Here is a 17094-nt window from a genome sequence, read left to right as displayed (position 1 = left end):
TAAGTTTGGACAAGCCTTTGCTTGATCGAAAGCTGCTTTCGATCGAGGAGTCTGCCGTTACTTTCAATAACTGGAGCAAGAACGTTCGATCTCCATCAACGGAAGTAGAAGTGGTTGAAATCATTCGTTCTGCTTATGAAAAGGGTCAACACGTTAGCCTCGTTAGCGGTGGAACAAAACTTGGATATGGAGGAGTGAAGTCAGAGTATGATCTTACTCTTTCCCTTAAAGACTTGAAAGGAATTGTCGAACATACGGTGGGTGACATGACCGTCACAGTAAAACCCGGAACGACGATGAAGGAGCTTCAAGATTATTTACAAAACCATAACCAAATGGTCGCTCTTGATCCTTCATGGCCTGAACAAGCAACGATCGGAGGAATTGTTGCCTCTAATGACAGTGGTCCTAAGCGTTTGAAGTATGGATCAGCACGAGATCACGTTATAGGGATGAGGGTCGTTTATCCAGATGGTAAAGTGATTCGAACCGGAGGAAAAGTTGTAAAAAACGTGGCAGGATACGATATGAATAAGCTGCTCGTTGGTTCAATGGGCACTCTTGGCATCATTACTGAAATCACGCTTAAGCTTAGACCGGTTCCAAAGAGTGAAAACCTTATCCGTTTATCCGTTCGAGAGGAAGCATTGGATGAATTAAAGGGCTATACAAAGCAGATACAAGATTCGATGTTAGAACCAGTATCACTTGAACTTGTTACTCCCTCTTTATCTCAGAGATTATTTCATGATGAAGGGTATTCTCTATTAATTGCTTTTGAAGATGTAGAGAAATCTGTGGATTTTCAAACAAATTGGGTTGAACAACATAAGCCTGCGGGCGTCAACTACACGACCATTTCAAATGTTAAGGAGTTCTGGAATGCCTTTTCAGAAATTCATCCGAACTCCCTCACTGACAGTAAAGCAACGCAAGCTTTATTAAAGGTAGGTACAAAAAACTTGGACGTATTCTCAATTCTCTCTGAGTGTGCTCGTATTCACCATGAAGGAAAGGTGACCATTGAAGCTCATGGAGGAGCAGGTCACGGACTAAGTACAGTTTTCCTAGAAGGTGATGACGCAGCTATTGTCAACACGATTAATCACCTTCAACACTATGCACACACTCTTAAAGGATATGGAGTAGTTAAGCATCTACCGTTCTCCTTAAGACAAAGCGTGAATGTATGGGGAGACGAACCTAGTTACTTTAAGATATTTGAAGGAATTAAACATAAACATGATCCGAAGAACATATTGAACGAAAAGCGGTACATAGGAGGGATATAGAGTGACTGTAACAGAAAAGGAATTGTCGAATGAATCTCCGCCATGTGCCACGAATAAGTTAAGCAACTACCTATGGGAAGATCACCCTGATGAAAACAAATGGGCAGATTGTGTCCATTGTGGCATGTGTCTCGAATCATGTCCCACTTATCTAGAAACAGGACAGGAACAGCATTCCCCACGTGGTCGAGTTCATCTCATCAAGTCTGTGGCAGAAGGAAAGCTTGAAGTGAATGAGCAATTTATGGACCCTGTCTTTCAATGCTTAGACTGCCGCGCCTGCACAACTGCTTGCCCAGCAGATGTAGATGTAGGCGGATTGATTGAAGAAGCTCGTGGACAAGTGAGACAAGCGATGCCACTAACCGGAATGAAAGGGGCCATTAGTACCTTTTTCTTAAAAGGCTTGTTTCCACATCCGAACAGATTGCAAGCGGCCGGCGGTTTATTAAAGTTTTACCAAAAAAGCGGCCTTCAAAAAGCAGTCCGTTCTACTGGAGCCCTTCGCGTAATGCCAAAGCACTTAGCAGAAATGGAAGCGATTATGCCGGAGATCACAACTTCCGTTCGTAAAAAATATAAAGACGTAGAGGTTATCCCTGCGAAAGGGACACCAAAGGCACAGGTTGCGATGCTAAAAGGCTGCATCATGGATGTGATGTTTGGTGACATCAATCAGTCTACAATCAACGTTCTGACTCACAATGGAAACGATGTTGAACTACCTAAAAACCAGACGTGCTGCGGTGCTCTTCACGTGCATGCAGGTGATCGGGAAACAGGTAAAAAGCTTGCGAAGCAAAACATCGAAGCATTTGAAAAATCCGATAAGGTCGTAGTTAACGCAGCAGGTTGCGGCTGTGCACTTAAAGAGTACCCAGAACTACTGAGAAACGAACCTGAATGGAAAGAAAGAGCCGAGGCGTTTTCTGAGAAAGTAGAAGATATTTCTAAGTATCTCTATGATACAGGTTATGAAAAGCCAACAAGCTCTATTAACAAGCGAATTACGTATCATGATGCTTGTCACTTGGCCCACGGGCAAGGTGTTCGACATGAACCAAGGCAACTACTGAAGGATATTCCAGGCGTTACCTTTATCGAACAGCCCAATGCAGATACGTGCTGCGGAAGTGCTGGGATTTATAACATCACAAACCCTGAAATGGCCACTGCCGTCCTTGAACGAAAGATGGAAAACGTGCCGGACGATGTAGATATGATTTCTATGGGAAATCCAGGCTGTATGCTTCAAATGGCAATGGGTGTACAGAAATATGGTCGTAGTGGTGAAATCGTGCACACTGTTCAACTTCTTGACTGGGCATATCAAAAAGATCAAAAAAAGCAGCCACAAACAACGGATGCAAGAAAGGAGTGAAACAGCTTGTTGTTTAAGAAGAAGAAAAAAGACATCGAGGATGAGCACCTGAAGAACCTTGCTAAAATCGTCGGGCAAAAATCAATTCTGCACCATAAAGAAGACTTGCTATCATACGATTGCGACGGCTTTACGATTCATAAATCACTACCGAAAGCAGTCATTTTTCCAAAAAATACAGAAGAAGTAGCTGCAGCAGTTACATACTGTTCAACACATAACATTCCGTTTTTAGCACGTGGAGCCGGTACAGGACTGAGCGGTGGTGCCATTCCCTTACATGAAGAGGTCGTTATTAGCTTAGTAAAAATGAAGAACTTACTAAGTGTCGATTACGAGAACAGACAAGCTGTCGTTCAACCTGGATACGTAAATTTGAAACTAACAAACTCCATCTCTGCAAAAGGATATTATTATGCACCCGATCCTTCGAGTCAATACGTATGCACGATCGGTGGTAATGTAGCTGAAAATGCTGGTGGCGCACACTGCCTTAAATACGGCGTGACAACGAATCACATTCTGGGACTAGAACTCGTTCTCCCAAATGGTGAAATTGTAGAGATTAGCGAAAACGGTGTTCCTGATATGCCAGGTTATGATCTACTTGGAATCTTAACAGGGTCAGAAGGTACGTTAGGAATCGTTACGAAAATCACAGTTCGCATTTTGAAAAATCCAGAAGGTAAGAAAACAGTGCTAGCCTATTTCGATCGTGTGGAAGACGGAAGCCATGCGGTATCGGATATTATTTCGGCTGGGATTGTGCCTGCCGCACTTGAAATGATGGACCATACAGCGATTGAAGGCGTAGAAGCCGGGGCATTTCCAGTGGGACACCCAAAAGGTATCGAAGCTCTGCTATTAATTGAAGTTGACGGTATTATAGAAGGAATCGATGAACAAATCGACCAGATCTTATCTGTTTGTCGCAACCACAATGTACGCGATGTGAAAGTAGCGAGAGACGAAGAAGAACGCGGGCGTTGGTGGGCGAATCGGAAAACTGGATTTGGTGCGATGGGAGCGATTTCTCCTGACTACTTAGTGCAGGATGGCGTGATTCCTCGAAGTACGTTACCGAAAGTCCTGAACAACATTAAGGAAATCAGCAATGAATATAACCTTAGAATTGCAAACATCTTTCATGCTGGAGATGGTAACCTTCACCCATTAATTCTATTTGATTCTAGAATTGAGGGCGAAACCGAGAAAGCACTAAAAGCAGGGACCGCGTGCTTAAAAGCATGTGCTGATGTTGGAGGATCTATTACAGGTGAACATGGTGTTGGAATAGAAAAAAAGGAAGAAATGCGATTTATTTTTACAGATGATGAACTCGAAGCCCAAATAGCGATTCGTGAAGTATTTAATCCAAATGATTTATTAAATAAAGGGAAGTTGTTCCCAACACCGAGTCGCTGTATGGATATCAAGAAAGTAATCAAAGAAACTGCCGCAGCACAATAATTTGATGAAGGAGTGTTACGATGAAATTTGCTAGATTTTCGTATCAAAACAAAACGTCGTTTGGAGTTGTAGAAAGAAATACCCTTAAAGTGATTGATGGTAACCCATTTTCTGATTGGAATTATTCGGGCGAACAAGTTCCACTAGATCATGCTGAACTGCTTTCTCCAGTTACCCCTCAAAAGGTCATCGGAATAGGAGCGAACTATGTAGAAAAGAAAGAAGCTCTTCCTGAAGAACTTCCTGAAATACCAGTCTTTTTCTTAAAGCCTACTTCTTCAATCATTGGACCTGAAGCACCAGTCTCCATACCAGAAGGGCTAGATGAAGTTAAGTTCGAATCAGAGCTTGCTGTCGTTATTGGAAAAGAAGCGAAAAATATAGAAAAAGAAGATGTTCTTGACCACATTTTTGGATATACAATCGGTAATGATGTTACTGCACCACAATTCTTCCATTCAGACGGCCATTGGACGCTTGGTAAAGCTTTTGACACCTTTACACCACTTGGTCCAGTGATTGAAACCGACCTTGATCCGTCAAAAGTGTTTGTTAAAGCTGAAGTAAATGGAGAGCAGAAACAAAACAGTCCAACTGAATGCATGATCGTACCATTAAAAGAAATGATATCGTATCTTTCTAAAGTCATGACCTTACATACGGGTGATGTCATTTTAACAGGTAGCCCACTAGGTGCACATTTTGTAAAACACGGAGATGTCGTCAAGTGTACGATCAATGAAATTGGAGACTTAACCAATAGCATCGCAAGCTCTAAGGTCGAAATTCCCCAGTAAAGCCCCAGCAAGTTAGTGAAGCGATAACATCTGAGAATAATCATTCTAACATTGGATTACCATTCATTTAGAAATGGAGGAAAAAGAATGAGTACAGGCTTACTAGCCATTCTCTCGCTACTACCTATTGCGGCGGTGGGAATCTTTCTTGTTGGTCTGCGGTGGCCTGCAAGTAAAGCGATGCCAGTCTCTTACATTGTCGCGGTTGTTCTTGCGTTATTTGTTTGGAAGGTACCAGGGGCTACTGTTGCGGGTGCATCAGTCAATGGATTAGTTGTTGCTGCTACACTTCTCTATATTATTTTTGGAGCAATACTTCTATTAAACACACTACAAGAAAGTGGTGGAATCAAAACAATCCGTGAAGGGTTTATCGGCATTTCACCAGATAGACGTGTCCAGGTCATTATTATTGCTTGGCTTTTCGGTTCCTTCATCGAAGGATCAGCAGGGTTCGGTACACCTGCTGCAGTTGCGGTTCCACTCTTAGTTGGACTTGGTTTTCCTGCAATGGCTGCTGTTGTTGCAGGCATGATTATTCAGAGTACACCCGTATCGTTTGGAGCAGTCGGTACTCCAATCCTGGTTGGTGTCCAAACAGGATTAGCAGCTGATGCGAGCATTGCCGATAACTTTCTTGCGTTAGTAACGATGGTCGGTGGACGTGTCGCGATCTTGCATGCGATTATAGGGACGCTCGTCCCGCTCTTCGTAGTTGCTCTAATGACACGATTTTTTGGGAAAAACAAATCGTTTAGCGAAGGAATAAAGATTTGGAAGTTTGCGCTCTTTGCAGCGTTTGCTATGACTATTCCTTATGTAATCGTAGCGAACCTTCTAGGTCCAGAGTTCCCATCTATGATTGGAGGGCTCGTTGGACTAGCAATCGTTGTCACCGCAGCTAAAAAAGGCTTTTTAATGCCTAGTAAAGAGGAATGCTGGGATTTCGATAAGAAAGAAAACTGGGATCCGAGCTGGACAGGTAGTATCGAAATCAAAGATATCGCTCATAAAAGCGGCAGCATGTCGATGGTAAGGGCATGGACCCCGTATATTCTTGTAGGGTTACTCTTAGTTCTCACAAGATTGAAAACGCTTCCGTTTCTCGAATGGGTAAAATCATGGAATGTTAGTTTCTCCAATCTATTTGGGACGGAAATTTCGTCAAGTTTTCAACCGCTTTATTTGCCTGGAACGATCTTTATCGTGGTATCCCTGATTACATTCTTCATCCATCAAATGAACTTGAATTCTTATAAACGTGCATGGGCACATTCTGGTAAAACTATGATCGCTGCATCGACGGCTCTTGTTTTTACTGTTCCAATGGTCCAGGTATTTTTGAATTCAGGAGGAGGCGCATCTGGTTTTGAAAAAATGCCGATCGTCCTTGCGGATGGCGTCGCATCCTTAACAGGTGACTTCTGGCCGCTTTTCTCCTCCTTCATAGGAGGGCTCGGAGCATTTATCGCTGGAAGTAATACAGTTAGTAATATGATGTTCTCACTATTCCAATACGATGTAGGTTCGAAAATCGGAGTAGATCCTTCTTGGATCGTATCTCTGCAAGCTGTTGGTGGTGCTGCAGGTAATATGATCTGTGTTCATAACGTTGTTGCAGCTTCTGCAGTAGTAGGGCTAGTTGGAAAAGAAGGGGATGTCATTCGTAAAACACTCATCCCATTCATTTACTATGCGACACTTGCAGGCGCACTTGGCTATTCAATCGTTTGGACGGCAGAGAAAGGGATCTTTAACCTCGGTACGATTATTGTAACCGTCATTGCAGCAGGAGCATTTTACATTATTGCTTCAAATCGATCTCGCACGTCAACACTAGAAATCAACTCACCTCCATATAAGTCTGCAAAATAAGGGAAAGCACCTGTTTCGACAGGTGCTTTTATTATTATTTTTGCAAAATTCGTTTAAACGAACGAACGTTCGTCAATACTTGTGCTATAAACACGAGGAGGGGAATGACATGAACGAACGATTCAGGATTATGTTTTCATATCGAATGAGAAGTGTCGGCTTCTTATGCCTGCATTGTTTCGATACGATTGAAAAACAAATCGTCACGGTACCGATCTATAGTAGTTATGATGGAATCGACTCAGGACATGAGTCATTTACGAAACTACCAGAAGATCTTCAAGCCACATTAATTTCTGAAAAAGACAAAATAAATAGCGGCTATTACGCGATACGCACTTGGGATGTTGAAAACTTAGGATGAATCGAGACAGCTGGTTAGCAGCTGTTTTTTTAATAGTGTAAACTATACTCAGATATCATGAAATTTTTAACGAAGGGGAGGACGAACATGATGTTAAACAAAGTTGATTATTACTTGTATAAGGTTGATGTGACACAACCAACAGGTGCAGAAGTTTCCTACTTTTGGGAGATTAGCGTAGCGGAATTTGATGATAAAATTTATGCTTATGCAAAAGCGGATGAATTCGGCAGAAAAATTCGATGGCATGAAGTTGATGAAACCGACAAAGAAAGTGCTCTAGCAGCGATAAAAGAAAGATGCAAATCACAAAGTAAATAAGTTATCAGGACGAACGACTCTTTATTAAGGTTTGGAAACTCGTCTTAACCCATTGCTTGTTGGGCATACTTCTAGTAGTATAGGAATGAATGGCTAAGAATTGAAAAGAGGGTTACAAATGAAACAATCTATATACGGACTGACTTTTGATCAGTTAACTGATTGGCTGATGGAACATGGTCATAAGAAATTCCGTGCTTCACAAGTGTGGGATTGGTTATATAAAAAGCGCGTAAAAGACTTTTCTGAAATGAACAACGTAAATAAAGAGTGTATCCAACTACTGAAAGAAAACTTTGTTATCCAAACGTTAGAGCAAGAAATAAAACAGGAATCTTCTGATGGTACGATTAAGTTCTTGTTTAAATTGCAAGATGGGAACGTTATTGAAACAGTACTCATGAGATTCCATTATGGCTTGTCAGTATGTGTAACAACTCAGGTAGGCTGTAATATCGGCTGTTCATTCTGTGCGAGTGGACTACTAAAGAAAAGTCGTGATCTAACAAGTGGCGAAATCGTTGAGCAAATCATGAACGTACAACACGCGTTAGATGATAAAGGACAAGACGAACGTGTTAGTCATATCGTTATAATGGGTATCGGAGAGCCTTTCGATAACTATCAAAACATGATGGACTTCCTTCACGTCGTTAACTCTCAAAAAGGACTTTCGATCGGTGCGAGACATATTACGGTTTCTACTAGTGGACTTGCTGATCAGATTTATGATTTCGCAAATGAGGACTTGCAAGTTAACCTTGCGATCTCTCTTCATGCTCCAAACGATGAGTTGCGTACAAGAATCATGAAGATCAATAAAGCTTATCCACTAAGTAAACTAATGCCAGCGATCGATTATTACCTTGAGAAAACCAACCGACGCATAACGTTTGAGTATATTATGCTACGAGATGTGAATGACCATAAGGAAGAAGCCGTGCAGCTCGCTCAGCTGTTGAAAGATAAGCGCAAACTTTCCTATGTGAACTTGATCCCTTATAATCCAGTCGATGATCATTCTTATCAGCGTAGTGAAAAAGAATCGATCCTTGGATTCTACGATACACTTAAGAAGCACGGCATCAACTGTGTAATCCGTCATGAGAACGGAACAGATATCGATGCTGCATGTGGTCAGCTAAGAAGTAAACAAGTGAAAAAGTTAGAAAAAACCGGGAAGTAAGTTTAAGCACACCTTTTGATAGGTGTGCTTTTTTGTGATGTGAAACTGCTTTTTTCACAGTTCTCCTTAGGATGAATACCCTGTATAAAACGAATGATGAGGGGAAGCAAGTGAAAGGGTTAATCATGACAGGAGTGCTCATCGTAGCACTTGTTTTTACAGGAATGATCAAACAGCATCACATCAACACGCCACCATATGTCAGTGACCATGATGATATTGGAGTAATGTCAGGCTATCATCATATTCATGTCGTTATGGATGATGGTCAATTTAACAGGTTAGATGTATACAACAAAGAGAAAGAACGAACAGCAAGCTATTCTTCAGAAGACATAGATGATCTTTTCCCAGCTGGCGAGTTCATTGAAATTGTTGAGGAAAAAGAAAGAGTATATGCGCGATATATAACAAGTGACAGAGATGCTATGAAAAAATTAGTTGTCGGCGCAAGAGGCAAGCTTCAATTCGCTCACAAACGAAACTAACGTTTGATGAGAGCTCGCGCAGCCACAATCAATAAAGGTAGAAAACCAAGAGAAAAAGCAAGAATCGTTTCCATGATCAAACCGCTTTCTCCAAGTTCAATTTCGTTGTTGAAGCTCGTAGTGGAAAAGAGATACACGAGCAGCCCCAACGGAAAGACGAATGCCCGTTTATTCGATAAGTCGAATAGCTGTGTTACGATCTCAACGATGATAAATAGCATTAAGGTTATTTTCATATAAGACCCAATGATGAGTGCGATTCCGAAAACCGATTCCACACGTTGAATGATTTCTCCTATTTCAATAATTCTTGCAAGCTGGAAGATCGGAAATTTTTCATAGGTAACCATTGGACCGAAAACCATAATCGATGCAATGATGGTTACAGCTAGTATGATGCCATTAAGGAGAAGACCTCCGTACATCCAGCGCTTAAAAGGCTTATCATCCCTCTTAAGATAAGGAAGGATCATGGCAAAATACATGATGTCTATGTAAGGAAATCCGATACCTACATATGCCGCGTGAAAAACAGGTTTCCACCCTATTGAGAGGACCGGATTAAGAAATTCTGGGTGATACTGAGTAACATTAAGTACTAAAATAGAAAAGATGATGAAAAAAAGAAAGTAGAGAATGCCATGGAACATCCGAGCCATGACTTCGATCCCTTGTCGAACGGTTAAGGAAGCTACCATAATGATTAAGAAATGAAAGATGTATAAAGGAGTTTCCTTCATCATTGAAGTGGTTAAAAATTGTCCCATTCCATACGTGATGTTAGCTGTAAAAAGAATAACAATCAATGCAAGAGAAATACCAAACAAGTAAGCGACCGGCTTCCACATCAAGACTTTCGTATATTGAATATACGATAAGGTTGGGTACTTTTCGTACATGTAAAGGACAACAACCATCACGAGTGCTCCAAATCCATTGGCGAGTAGAATAGAGATCCATGCTCCGTTTTCTGCAATCCCAATGAAAGGGCCCTGAATGTTGATGATGGTAGACCCTGTGATAAAAGCCTGAAACAATAGTACCATTTGTAGTTTATCGATCGTTTCTACTTGTTTCATTCATTCACGCCCTTTCTAGGAAGTAAAGTAGGTGAAAATCATGCGAGCAGGACGTTCAAACGGAATGTCTAATAGATCGTCTAAATTAAACATGGCTTTTCCACTTATAAAGATGAAGCTTAAGTAGCCTGAAATACCAACTAGACCCATATAGAAGAGAAAATCTTTTCGACTTTTTTTATCTCGATCAAGAAACCATGTATAAGCTAGCAGTAGATAGACAATGATGGTCACGATTATTCTTTCGTTCATACGACACGTCCTCACTCAAAGAATGCTCTCCCAACGTCTGACCCTGAATTACCGATATCCATTTCGACATTTACATTAAATGTAGCCTCGCTATAAATCTCAGGCCACTCAGCTTTTATCGCTTTCCACCTCTTTGGATGAGTACGATAAATTTCATTTCCTATCCCAACTAAATCAACCTTTTCTTTTTGCAATTTGGTAAGGGTTGATTCAACAGCTTTTTTTACAACACCCGCTACCTTTTTGTTATATTTGTTGATTTTTTCAGTTGTATCGATATTTGTACACTTCAACTCACCAATATCACCAAACATGTCCATGTCGACAGTGACATCTACGGAATTATCTTTTTTTAATGTCGGTTTGATCGCCGTTTCTACATGACTAATTTCAATAGACTCGTTTAAATTTGTTTTTGAACCCTCGCAAGGAACTTCGATAATACCCGACTCTGTTTCATTCATTAACTTAAGTAAAGACTCTGTTTTGCTCGCAGATAGATTTCCTTTTAACTTGCCATCTTGAAGGTAAGAAATGCCTGATACGATGGGTTCACCAGTTGATGCAAATTTATAATAAGGAAGCTTTGCAATCCCTGTTTCACTCTTAAGCTCTCTACCAAAGACTAGCAAGTTCATATCGACTGTTTTGCCGTTATACATATAAGACGAGTATTCAAGTTCCTTTAATTGCTGACTGATCGTATTCTCAATAAAAGGTTTATCCTCTAAATAATCTTTCGCTTTTCCTTCCATTATCGCAATACTGATCAGTAATCGCGGTTCGTGATCGCGGTAGAAAAACTCTAATATTTCACCAACATTCCGCTCTTTTGCTAATTCTTCACTAATCAATATGATTCTTGTATGACTCCACTGCGCCTTACGACCAAGGTGAGTCGCAATATCTCGAATCGCTTCGAACACGCTATCTCCAGTCGTCTCAATATTAAAAAAAGCTTTATCTCCACCGCCAGCTGCACTACCAATCTTAGGGGACGGCTTAATGAACTGTGTTGTAAGGTCGATTTTATTTTCTTCATCTTCAGCCAAATCAATCGCTACTGCTTGAACAAATCCAAATTCTGGTAACTCTTCATGATCCCAACACCCTGTTAATAGAAGGGAGGTTGTTACAAAACAAACGAGCACGATTACTTTCTTTCTTATCATCTCAGCCTCCTCCTTTATCGTTTGCTTCAGGGAGGACTTGACTTTGCCTATGTCTTCTTAATTGTTTAGAAAGAGGAGAACGGAAAATGAAGTCATAGAGTATCCCATTTCGTATCGGTCCTAGTGGTGCAAAGTACGGCTGACCTAGCGAGCGTAAACTGATCAGATGAAGGTAAATGAGTAGAAAACCAACCATTAGACCAAACCCTCCAAGGATTGCTGCTCCTATCATAAGAGGAACTCTTAAGATACGGGAAGAAGTTCCAAATTCATATTGAGGAATCGAGAATGAAGCGATCCCTGTTAAAGCGACAACTACAACCATCATAGGAGATGCAATACCCGCATTGATAGAGGCATCACCAATAACGAGCGCTCCTACAATACTTACTGCAGAACCGATTGGACGTGGAAGCCGCAAACTAGCTTCTTGTAAAAGTTCAAAGAAGAACAGCATGATAAGTGCTTCAACTAGAGCGGGAAAGGGCATGCCTTCTCGCGTATCTAGTATCGCAAGTAGTAACACAGATGGAATTAATTCAGTATGAAAAGTGGAGAGGGCGATATAGATACTCGGTAAACACAAGCTTATGATATACCCTGTAATCCTAAGCATTCTGATTAAGGAAGAAAACAATGTTCGCTGATAATAATCGGAAGGAGATTGAAAAAACTCTACGAATAATCCTGGACAAATGAGTATTGTCGGAGTTCCATCGACCAGCGCAATGATTTTACCTCCCAAAAGAGCAGAGACTGCAACGTCTGGCCGCTCCGTTGTTTTAAACTGTGGAAATGGAGAATACGTGGAATCCTCTAATAACTCAGCAAAATAAGACGTCTCCAGTATTTCTTCGTCTTTAAGTTCGTCGAAACGTTTTTCGAACTCTTTTAACGTATCTTCAGGGACCGTTCCATCCAGGAAGGCATATGCAACCTTTGACCTCGTTTTTTCACCTTTTTTCTGGATTTTTATTTTTAACTTATCTGATTTTAATCGAGAACGAATCAATCCTAAGTTCTTCGTTAAGTTTTCGATCGTGCCTTCTCGTGGGCCGATTACCGACACTTCGTTCTGTGGCTCACCAACAGAGCGTTTTTCCACTGCAAATGCTTCATATGCTAATGCCTTGTTCCAACCTTCGAAGAGCACAACGATATACCCGTCCAATACCTTCTCACTTACTTGTTGAACCTTATCGATCACCTTAACTGCTCGAGATGAAACACCTCGTTCAATAAAAAACTCCTTTACATCCTTTAACTCAACCTCCGTGGCATTACCAACTTCATGTGGAATAAGATCTTGCATGACTTCTTTCAGAAGATTCGCTTTTTCATTTTGAACGATGGTTTCACAAAGTAGCACCAGCGCTTTTTCATTGAAATAACTACTATACTGGTACGTGTTATAGGTAATATCTTCACAATCCTTAAAAATTTCTTTGATGGACGTCTCATTTTCATCTAGATTTCTTGATAATGGGGACTCGGATGAAGACTGATTTTGTTGTTCACCCTTCGAACGTCTTTGCCGTCTCACTTTCATCGTAAAAACTCCTCTACGACTCTTTGTAAGATAGTTTCTCAAAAAAACTTACTAATATTCATACTATGAACGATGACAACGGAAAGGCGATGTGAATAGAGGAATGGTGGGATGTACATAGTAAAAATGCGCAAGATTTGTGAGGTGACGAGAATGAGAAGAAAAAGGAGAAAAATTAAAGAACCAACGAAACAACTTTCTTTATCAAAAGAGGAAGTGATTTCGTCATACCTTGCTGAAAACAAGGAGTTTCTGATTCATTCACCGAGCCTGCCAGGACTATCGATTAGGGAAATTACGATTTTTGATGGACGGAGTGCACTTCTAACGTACATTGATCATCTATCCGACACAGCTTACATAAGCCAAAATGTGCTCAGTCCATTGTTTGGTGATCATTCACCTCAAAAATCTGTAAAAGATGTTATTCCCGTCCCAAACTTGAAAACAGTGCGTAAATGGACTGATATTATAACGAATCTACTGCACGGCTGTTGTATTCTCTTCATTGAAGGTGAGAACGACGCATTGCATATCAATGCTCAGAGTTTACAAAAGAGAAAGCCTGACGAGCCAGCAAATGAGCGAACGATCCGAGGGTCGCACATTGGTTTTGTGGAACCATTAGAAGATAACATTGCTATGCTTAGACAATTTTTAACAAGTGATCAATTAAGGATCAAATACACGTATGTGGGAAGTGAAAACAAGACCAAGATCGGCATTTTATACCTGGAAAACCTTGCAAACCCTGAAGTTCTCGAAGAATTAATGGATCGAATCGAAAAGGTAAACTATAAAACGATATTAGATTCCGGTGAATTAGAGCAGATGATCGAGGATAATCCTTATTCAATTTTTCCTCAGTCCCTTTCCTCTGAGAGACCAGATAGTGTAGCAGCTGATTTATTACAAGGAAGATATGCAATCATCGTCGATCGATCTCCGAGTGTCATCGTAGCACCGATTAATTTCAACTCATTTTTTCAAAGTATCGATGATTATAGTTCGAGGTGGATCTCATCTTCATTTATTAGGATCCTACGGTTTGTCAGTTTTGTCATCGCAATCTTTTTGCCTTCGATTTATATCGCGATTATTTCATTTCATTATGAAATTCTACCTCTTGAGCTGCTCTTGTCCATTGGACAATCAAGAAGAGAGGTACCCTTTCCACCTATAATCGAAGCATTTCTGATGGAATTTATCCTTGAGATGTTACGAGAGGCTGGGTTACGACTGCCAAAGTCAATCGGGCAAACGGTTGGTATCGTTGGAGGTATTATCATTGGACAATCCGCGGTTGAAGCAGGGATCGTGAGCAACATCATGGTTATCGTCGTTGCAATGACTGCGATCGCATCTTTCGTTATGCCTAACCCTGAAATGGCATTCGGCATACGGTTCATTCGCTTTCCAATGATGCTTGTTGCATCATTCTTTGGAATGGTTGGAATCGTCATTGGTTTTATGACGATCGTGATGCACTTAGTCAGTCTCGAATCTGTCGGTACACCATATGGCGTTCCATATGGACCACTAAAGTGGAAAGACTTAAAAGATTCAATCATCCGTTTTCCACTATGGACAATTAATAAAGTGAGAGTATCACGTCGCAATTAGATGCACATTAAACGGAGTTGGTGAGCGTGCCAAATTTTAAAAATAATACGTTAACCTTGACCCAGTTCTCCTTACTAATATACGGGACTCAATCTGGGATTGGGATTTTATCATTGCCTAGAGACTTAGCCGAAATTGGTGACACAAGCAGTTGGATCGCGCTATTTCTTGGGTATGCGTTAAGTGTGGTTGCGTCGATCATCATCATTCAAGTTATGAAAAAATATCCTGAAGATACGATCATACAGCTATTTAGACGTTTCTTTGGTAAATGGCTAGGTTCTGTGTTCTCAATTTGTTGGATCGCCTATACAGCATTAGGGATGTTTCTCATTACAGCTACTTCCGTCTTCATCATCAATACATGGGTGCTGCCAAAAACCGCTCCTTATCTCATTCTATTGATCATTACGATCCCTAGCTTTTATTTAGCTAGAAATGGGTTAAGGATTATTTCTCGCTTTAGTGTTCTCGTATTCTTTTTCACGTCTTGGATGGCCTTTTTATTTATGAGCCCAATGTTTACTGGTGATTTACTAAATTTATTACCGATCATAAAAGATGGGTTCATGCCAATTATAAAGTCCGTGCCTAGTATTACATTTTCGTTTTTAGGGTTAGAGCTGTTATTTATCTTTTATCCATTTTTAGAAGATAAAACGAAAGCGATAAAAGGAGTATTAATTGCCAACGGTATAACATTATTGAGTTATTTGGTCGTGACGTTCAGTTCTTTCATCTTCTATGGACCATATGAAGTACTTGAATATGTTTGGCCAACGCTAAACTTAGTAAAGCCGATCGAGTTTCCATTTCTAGAACGTTTCGAGATTATCTTTTTATCATTTTATTTACTAATATTGGCTACTACTGGGATTCCATATTATTTTGCTTCCTCATTTAGTATCGCACAGCTCTTAGGACGTAAAGATCATCAGATCATTCTGTTTCTCACACTTCCACTGCTTTATATTTGCTTCTATTTCTTCACGAACTCATTAACAAATTTAGATAAACTCGGAGGCATTTTTAATAAAATCGGCCTTGGCATCGCATTCTTCATGCCGCTATTGTTAGTGGTGTATGGATGGTTATTTCGAAAGGTCAGGAGGCATAAACCGTGAAGTATAGAAAATACATAACGATCGTTGTATTAGTACCACTCATTTTGTTAGTTGGATGCCGATCTGATCAACTTTCACTAGAGAGAACCTCGATTGCATTAGTCGTGGGAATTGATAAAAGTGATGAAGAAGGGGACATGGAGATCTATCAAACGAGTCCAGTATTCAGTAGAGAAGCGAAAGATACCGTAGCAACTCTTGAGACAATCGCCCATTCTCTTAGGCAAGCTAGAGATAACTTAGACTCTCAAAGTGCAGGGACTGTCGTTGGAGGAAAACTCCAAGTATTGTTGTTAGGAAAAGAGCTGATGACAGATCAACCAATATTCGACGAGTTAGATGTCTTTTATCGTGATCCAAAAAATTCACCCAATGCAAGGATTGCTTTGGTAGATGGATCTGTTAAAGAAATTATGAATTTTAAACCTAGTGATAAGCCACGTATAGCCGTTTACTTATCAGACTTAATCGACACCACCCACTTGAGAGAAAACGCCGTACTAACAACGTTACAAGAATATCACTATGCAAATTTCGAAAAAGGCATAACGCCTGCTGTAACGGAAATTAAATTGTTAGGTGAAGAAATTCAGGTACAAGGCACAGCTTTATTAGACAATAATGGCAAATACATCTTTTCAATCGGGCATTTAGATAGTTCGATCCTTCAAATGTTAAAAAAAGATGTACAGGAACCAATACCGATTTCTTTCGTTGTAGAAGATCCTAATAAAGTTTTGAGTGTAGGGGTTACGCGTATCAAAAGTAATATTGATGTAGCCTATAAAAATGATCAGCTCACGTTTGACGTGAAATTTAAATTAAAGGTAGCTATCACAGAAAACACATCTACAATCGATCTCGAAAAGGATCAGAAAAAGATAAAACGAATCATAGAAGAAGAAATCGACAAAAAAACAATTGCTCTTGTGAAAAAAGTACAAGAAGAGAAAATCGAACCGTTTGGGTTAGGGAAATATGTGCGAGCCTTCGAATACGATAAATGGAAAACATTCGAGGATAAGTGGCCTGAAGAATTTTCTGAAGCTGATTTCAATGTAAAAACAACCGTTGAGATCATTGAACATGGAGTCGTACAATGAAAAAAGCGCCGATACGGC

At 40.4% G+C, this 17094-nt stretch carries 16 protein-coding genes; 12 read left to right on the top strand and 4 right to left on the bottom strand.

Annotation, left to right across the window (positions count from 1 at the left end):
* The first annotated feature begins 5 nt into the window (after positions 1-5).
* From ACXADT_RS13355 to ACXADT_RS13315, 9 genes are all read left to right on the top strand, one after another.
* Positions 6-1292: an FAD-binding oxidoreductase gene (locus ACXADT_RS13355; RefSeq protein WP_474831558.1), complete on the top strand. Its 1287-nt coding sequence runs from the start codon at positions 6-8 to the stop codon at positions 1290-1292.
* Position 1293: 1 nt separating this feature from the next.
* Positions 1294-2673 (top strand): (Fe-S)-binding protein, encoded by a 1380-nt coding sequence (locus ACXADT_RS13350; RefSeq protein WP_474831557.1) that lies wholly within the window; start codon positions 1294-1296, stop codon positions 2671-2673.
* Between the two features lie 9 nt (positions 2674-2682).
* Positions 2683-4143 (top strand): FAD-linked oxidase C-terminal domain-containing protein, encoded by a 1461-nt coding sequence (locus tag ACXADT_RS13345; RefSeq protein WP_474834543.1) that lies wholly within the window; start codon positions 2683-2685, stop codon positions 4141-4143.
* 20 nt (positions 4144-4163) lie between these two features.
* The gene (locus ACXADT_RS13340) at positions 4164-4940 is read left to right on the top strand and encodes a fumarylacetoacetate hydrolase family protein (protein WP_474831555.1); all 777 of its coding nucleotides are present in this window, start codon (positions 4164-4166) and stop codon (positions 4938-4940) included.
* Between the two features lie 87 nt (positions 4941-5027).
* Positions 5028-6815 (top strand): L-lactate permease, encoded by a 1788-nt coding sequence (locus ACXADT_RS13335; protein WP_474831553.1) that lies wholly within the window; start codon positions 5028-5030, stop codon positions 6813-6815.
* A gap of 109 nt (positions 6816-6924) precedes the next feature.
* The gene (locus ACXADT_RS13330; protein WP_474831552.1) at positions 6925-7179 is read left to right on the top strand and encodes a hypothetical protein; all 255 of its coding nucleotides are present in this window, start codon (positions 6925-6927) and stop codon (positions 7177-7179) included.
* Between the two features lie 87 nt (positions 7180-7266).
* Positions 7267-7500 carry a hypothetical protein gene (locus ACXADT_RS13325; protein ID WP_270182197.1) on the top strand — a complete coding sequence of 78 codons (234 nt, stop codon included), beginning with the start codon at positions 7267-7269 and terminating at the stop codon, positions 7498-7500.
* Positions 7501-7618: 118 nt separating this feature from the next.
* Positions 7619-8686 carry a dual-specificity RNA methyltransferase RlmN gene (gene rlmN, locus ACXADT_RS13320; protein WP_270182198.1) on the top strand — a complete coding sequence of 356 codons (1068 nt, stop codon included), beginning with the start codon at positions 7619-7621 and terminating at the stop codon, positions 8684-8686.
* A gap of 110 nt (positions 8687-8796) precedes the next feature.
* Positions 8797-9174, top strand: coding sequence for a hypothetical protein (locus ACXADT_RS13315; protein WP_474831551.1), 378 nt, complete (start codon positions 8797-8799; stop codon positions 9172-9174).
* On the opposite strand, the gene ACXADT_RS13310 is transcribed toward ACXADT_RS13315, so the two are convergent.
* The 4 genes from ACXADT_RS13310 to ACXADT_RS13295 are packed head-to-tail and all read right to left on the bottom strand — an operon-like array spanning position 9171 to position 13226.
* Positions 9171-10253, bottom strand: a complete 1083-nt coding sequence (locus ACXADT_RS13310) for a GerAB/ArcD/ProY family transporter (protein WP_270182200.1) — start codon at positions 10251-10253, stop codon at positions 9171-9173. The genes ACXADT_RS13315 and ACXADT_RS13310 overlap by 4 nt on opposite strands.
* A gap of 15 nt (positions 10254-10268) precedes the next feature.
* The gene (locus tag ACXADT_RS13305; protein ID WP_474811726.1) at positions 10269-10505 is read right to left on the bottom strand and encodes a hypothetical protein; all 237 of its coding nucleotides are present in this window, start codon (positions 10503-10505) and stop codon (positions 10269-10271) included.
* An 11-nt stretch (positions 10506-10516) separates the two neighbouring features.
* A complete protein-coding gene (locus ACXADT_RS13300; protein ID WP_474831549.1) occupies positions 10517-11677 on the bottom strand; it encodes a Ger(x)C family spore germination protein in 1161 nt (386 codons plus the stop codon).
* A 1-nt stretch (position 11678) separates the two neighbouring features.
* Entirely contained in the window at positions 11679-13226 is a 1548-nt protein-coding gene (locus ACXADT_RS13295) for a spore germination protein (protein ID WP_474831547.1), read from the bottom strand.
* 153 nt (positions 13227-13379) lie between these two features.
* Between ACXADT_RS13295 and ACXADT_RS13290 the strand changes: the two genes are divergently transcribed.
* From ACXADT_RS13290 to ACXADT_RS13280, 3 genes are read left to right on the top strand one after another with little or no spacing between them, the layout of a single operon-like run.
* Positions 13380-14849 (top strand): spore germination protein, encoded by a 1470-nt coding sequence (locus ACXADT_RS13290; RefSeq protein ID WP_474831546.1) that lies wholly within the window; start codon positions 13380-13382, stop codon positions 14847-14849.
* Positions 14850-14869: 20 nt separating this feature from the next.
* The gene (locus ACXADT_RS13285; protein WP_474831544.1) at positions 14870-15973 is read left to right on the top strand and encodes a GerAB/ArcD/ProY family transporter; all 1104 of its coding nucleotides are present in this window, start codon (positions 14870-14872) and stop codon (positions 15971-15973) included.
* Positions 15970-17076, top strand: a complete 1107-nt coding sequence (locus tag ACXADT_RS13280; protein WP_270182206.1) for a Ger(x)C family spore germination protein — start codon at positions 15970-15972, stop codon at positions 17074-17076. Before ACXADT_RS13285 ends, ACXADT_RS13280 begins: the two co-directional genes overlap by 4 nt.
* Positions 17077-17094: the final 18 nt, after the last annotated feature.

The sequence above is a fragment of the Anaerobacillus sp. ABR4_321 genome, assembly GCF_056158505.1.
The sequence above is the reverse complement of the archived record's forward strand: the minus strand, read 5'-3'. Positions and strand labels throughout refer to the sequence as shown.

Bases quoted from the DNA above. Each gene is read 5' to 3' on its own strand.
- ACXADT_RS13340 (WP_474831555.1), top strand. From the start codon at position 4,164: ATGAAATTTGCTAGATTTTCGTATCAAAACAAAACGTCGTTTGGAGTT.
- ACXADT_RS13335 (WP_474831553.1), top strand. From the start codon at position 5,028: ATGAGTACAGGCTTACTAGCCATTCTCTCGCTACTACCTATTGCGGCG.
- ACXADT_RS13330 (WP_474831552.1), top strand. From the start codon at position 6,925: ATGAACGAACGATTCAGGATTATGTTTTCATATCGAATGAGAAGTGTC.
- ACXADT_RS13325 (WP_270182197.1), top strand. From the start codon at position 7,267: ATGATGTTAAACAAAGTTGATTATTACTTGTATAAGGTTGATGTGACA.
- rlmN (WP_270182198.1), top strand. From the start codon at position 7,619: ATGAAACAATCTATATACGGACTGACTTTTGATCAGTTAACTGATTGG.
- ACXADT_RS13310 (WP_270182200.1), bottom strand. From the start codon at position 10,253: ATGAAACAAGTAGAAACGATCGATAAACTACAAATGGTACTATTGTTT.
- ACXADT_RS13305 (WP_474811726.1), bottom strand. From the start codon at position 10,505: ATGAACGAAAGAATAATCGTGACCATCATTGTCTATCTACTGCTAGCT.
- ACXADT_RS13300 (WP_474831549.1), bottom strand. From the start codon at position 11,677: ATGATAAGAAAGAAAGTAATCGTGCTCGTTTGTTTTGTAACAACCTCC.
- ACXADT_RS13295 (WP_474831547.1), bottom strand. From the start codon at position 13,226: ATGAAAGTGAGACGGCAAAGACGTTCGAAGGGTGAACAACAAAATCAG.
- ACXADT_RS13290 (WP_474831546.1), top strand. From the start codon at position 13,380: ATGAGAAGAAAAAGGAGAAAAATTAAAGAACCAACGAAACAACTTTCT.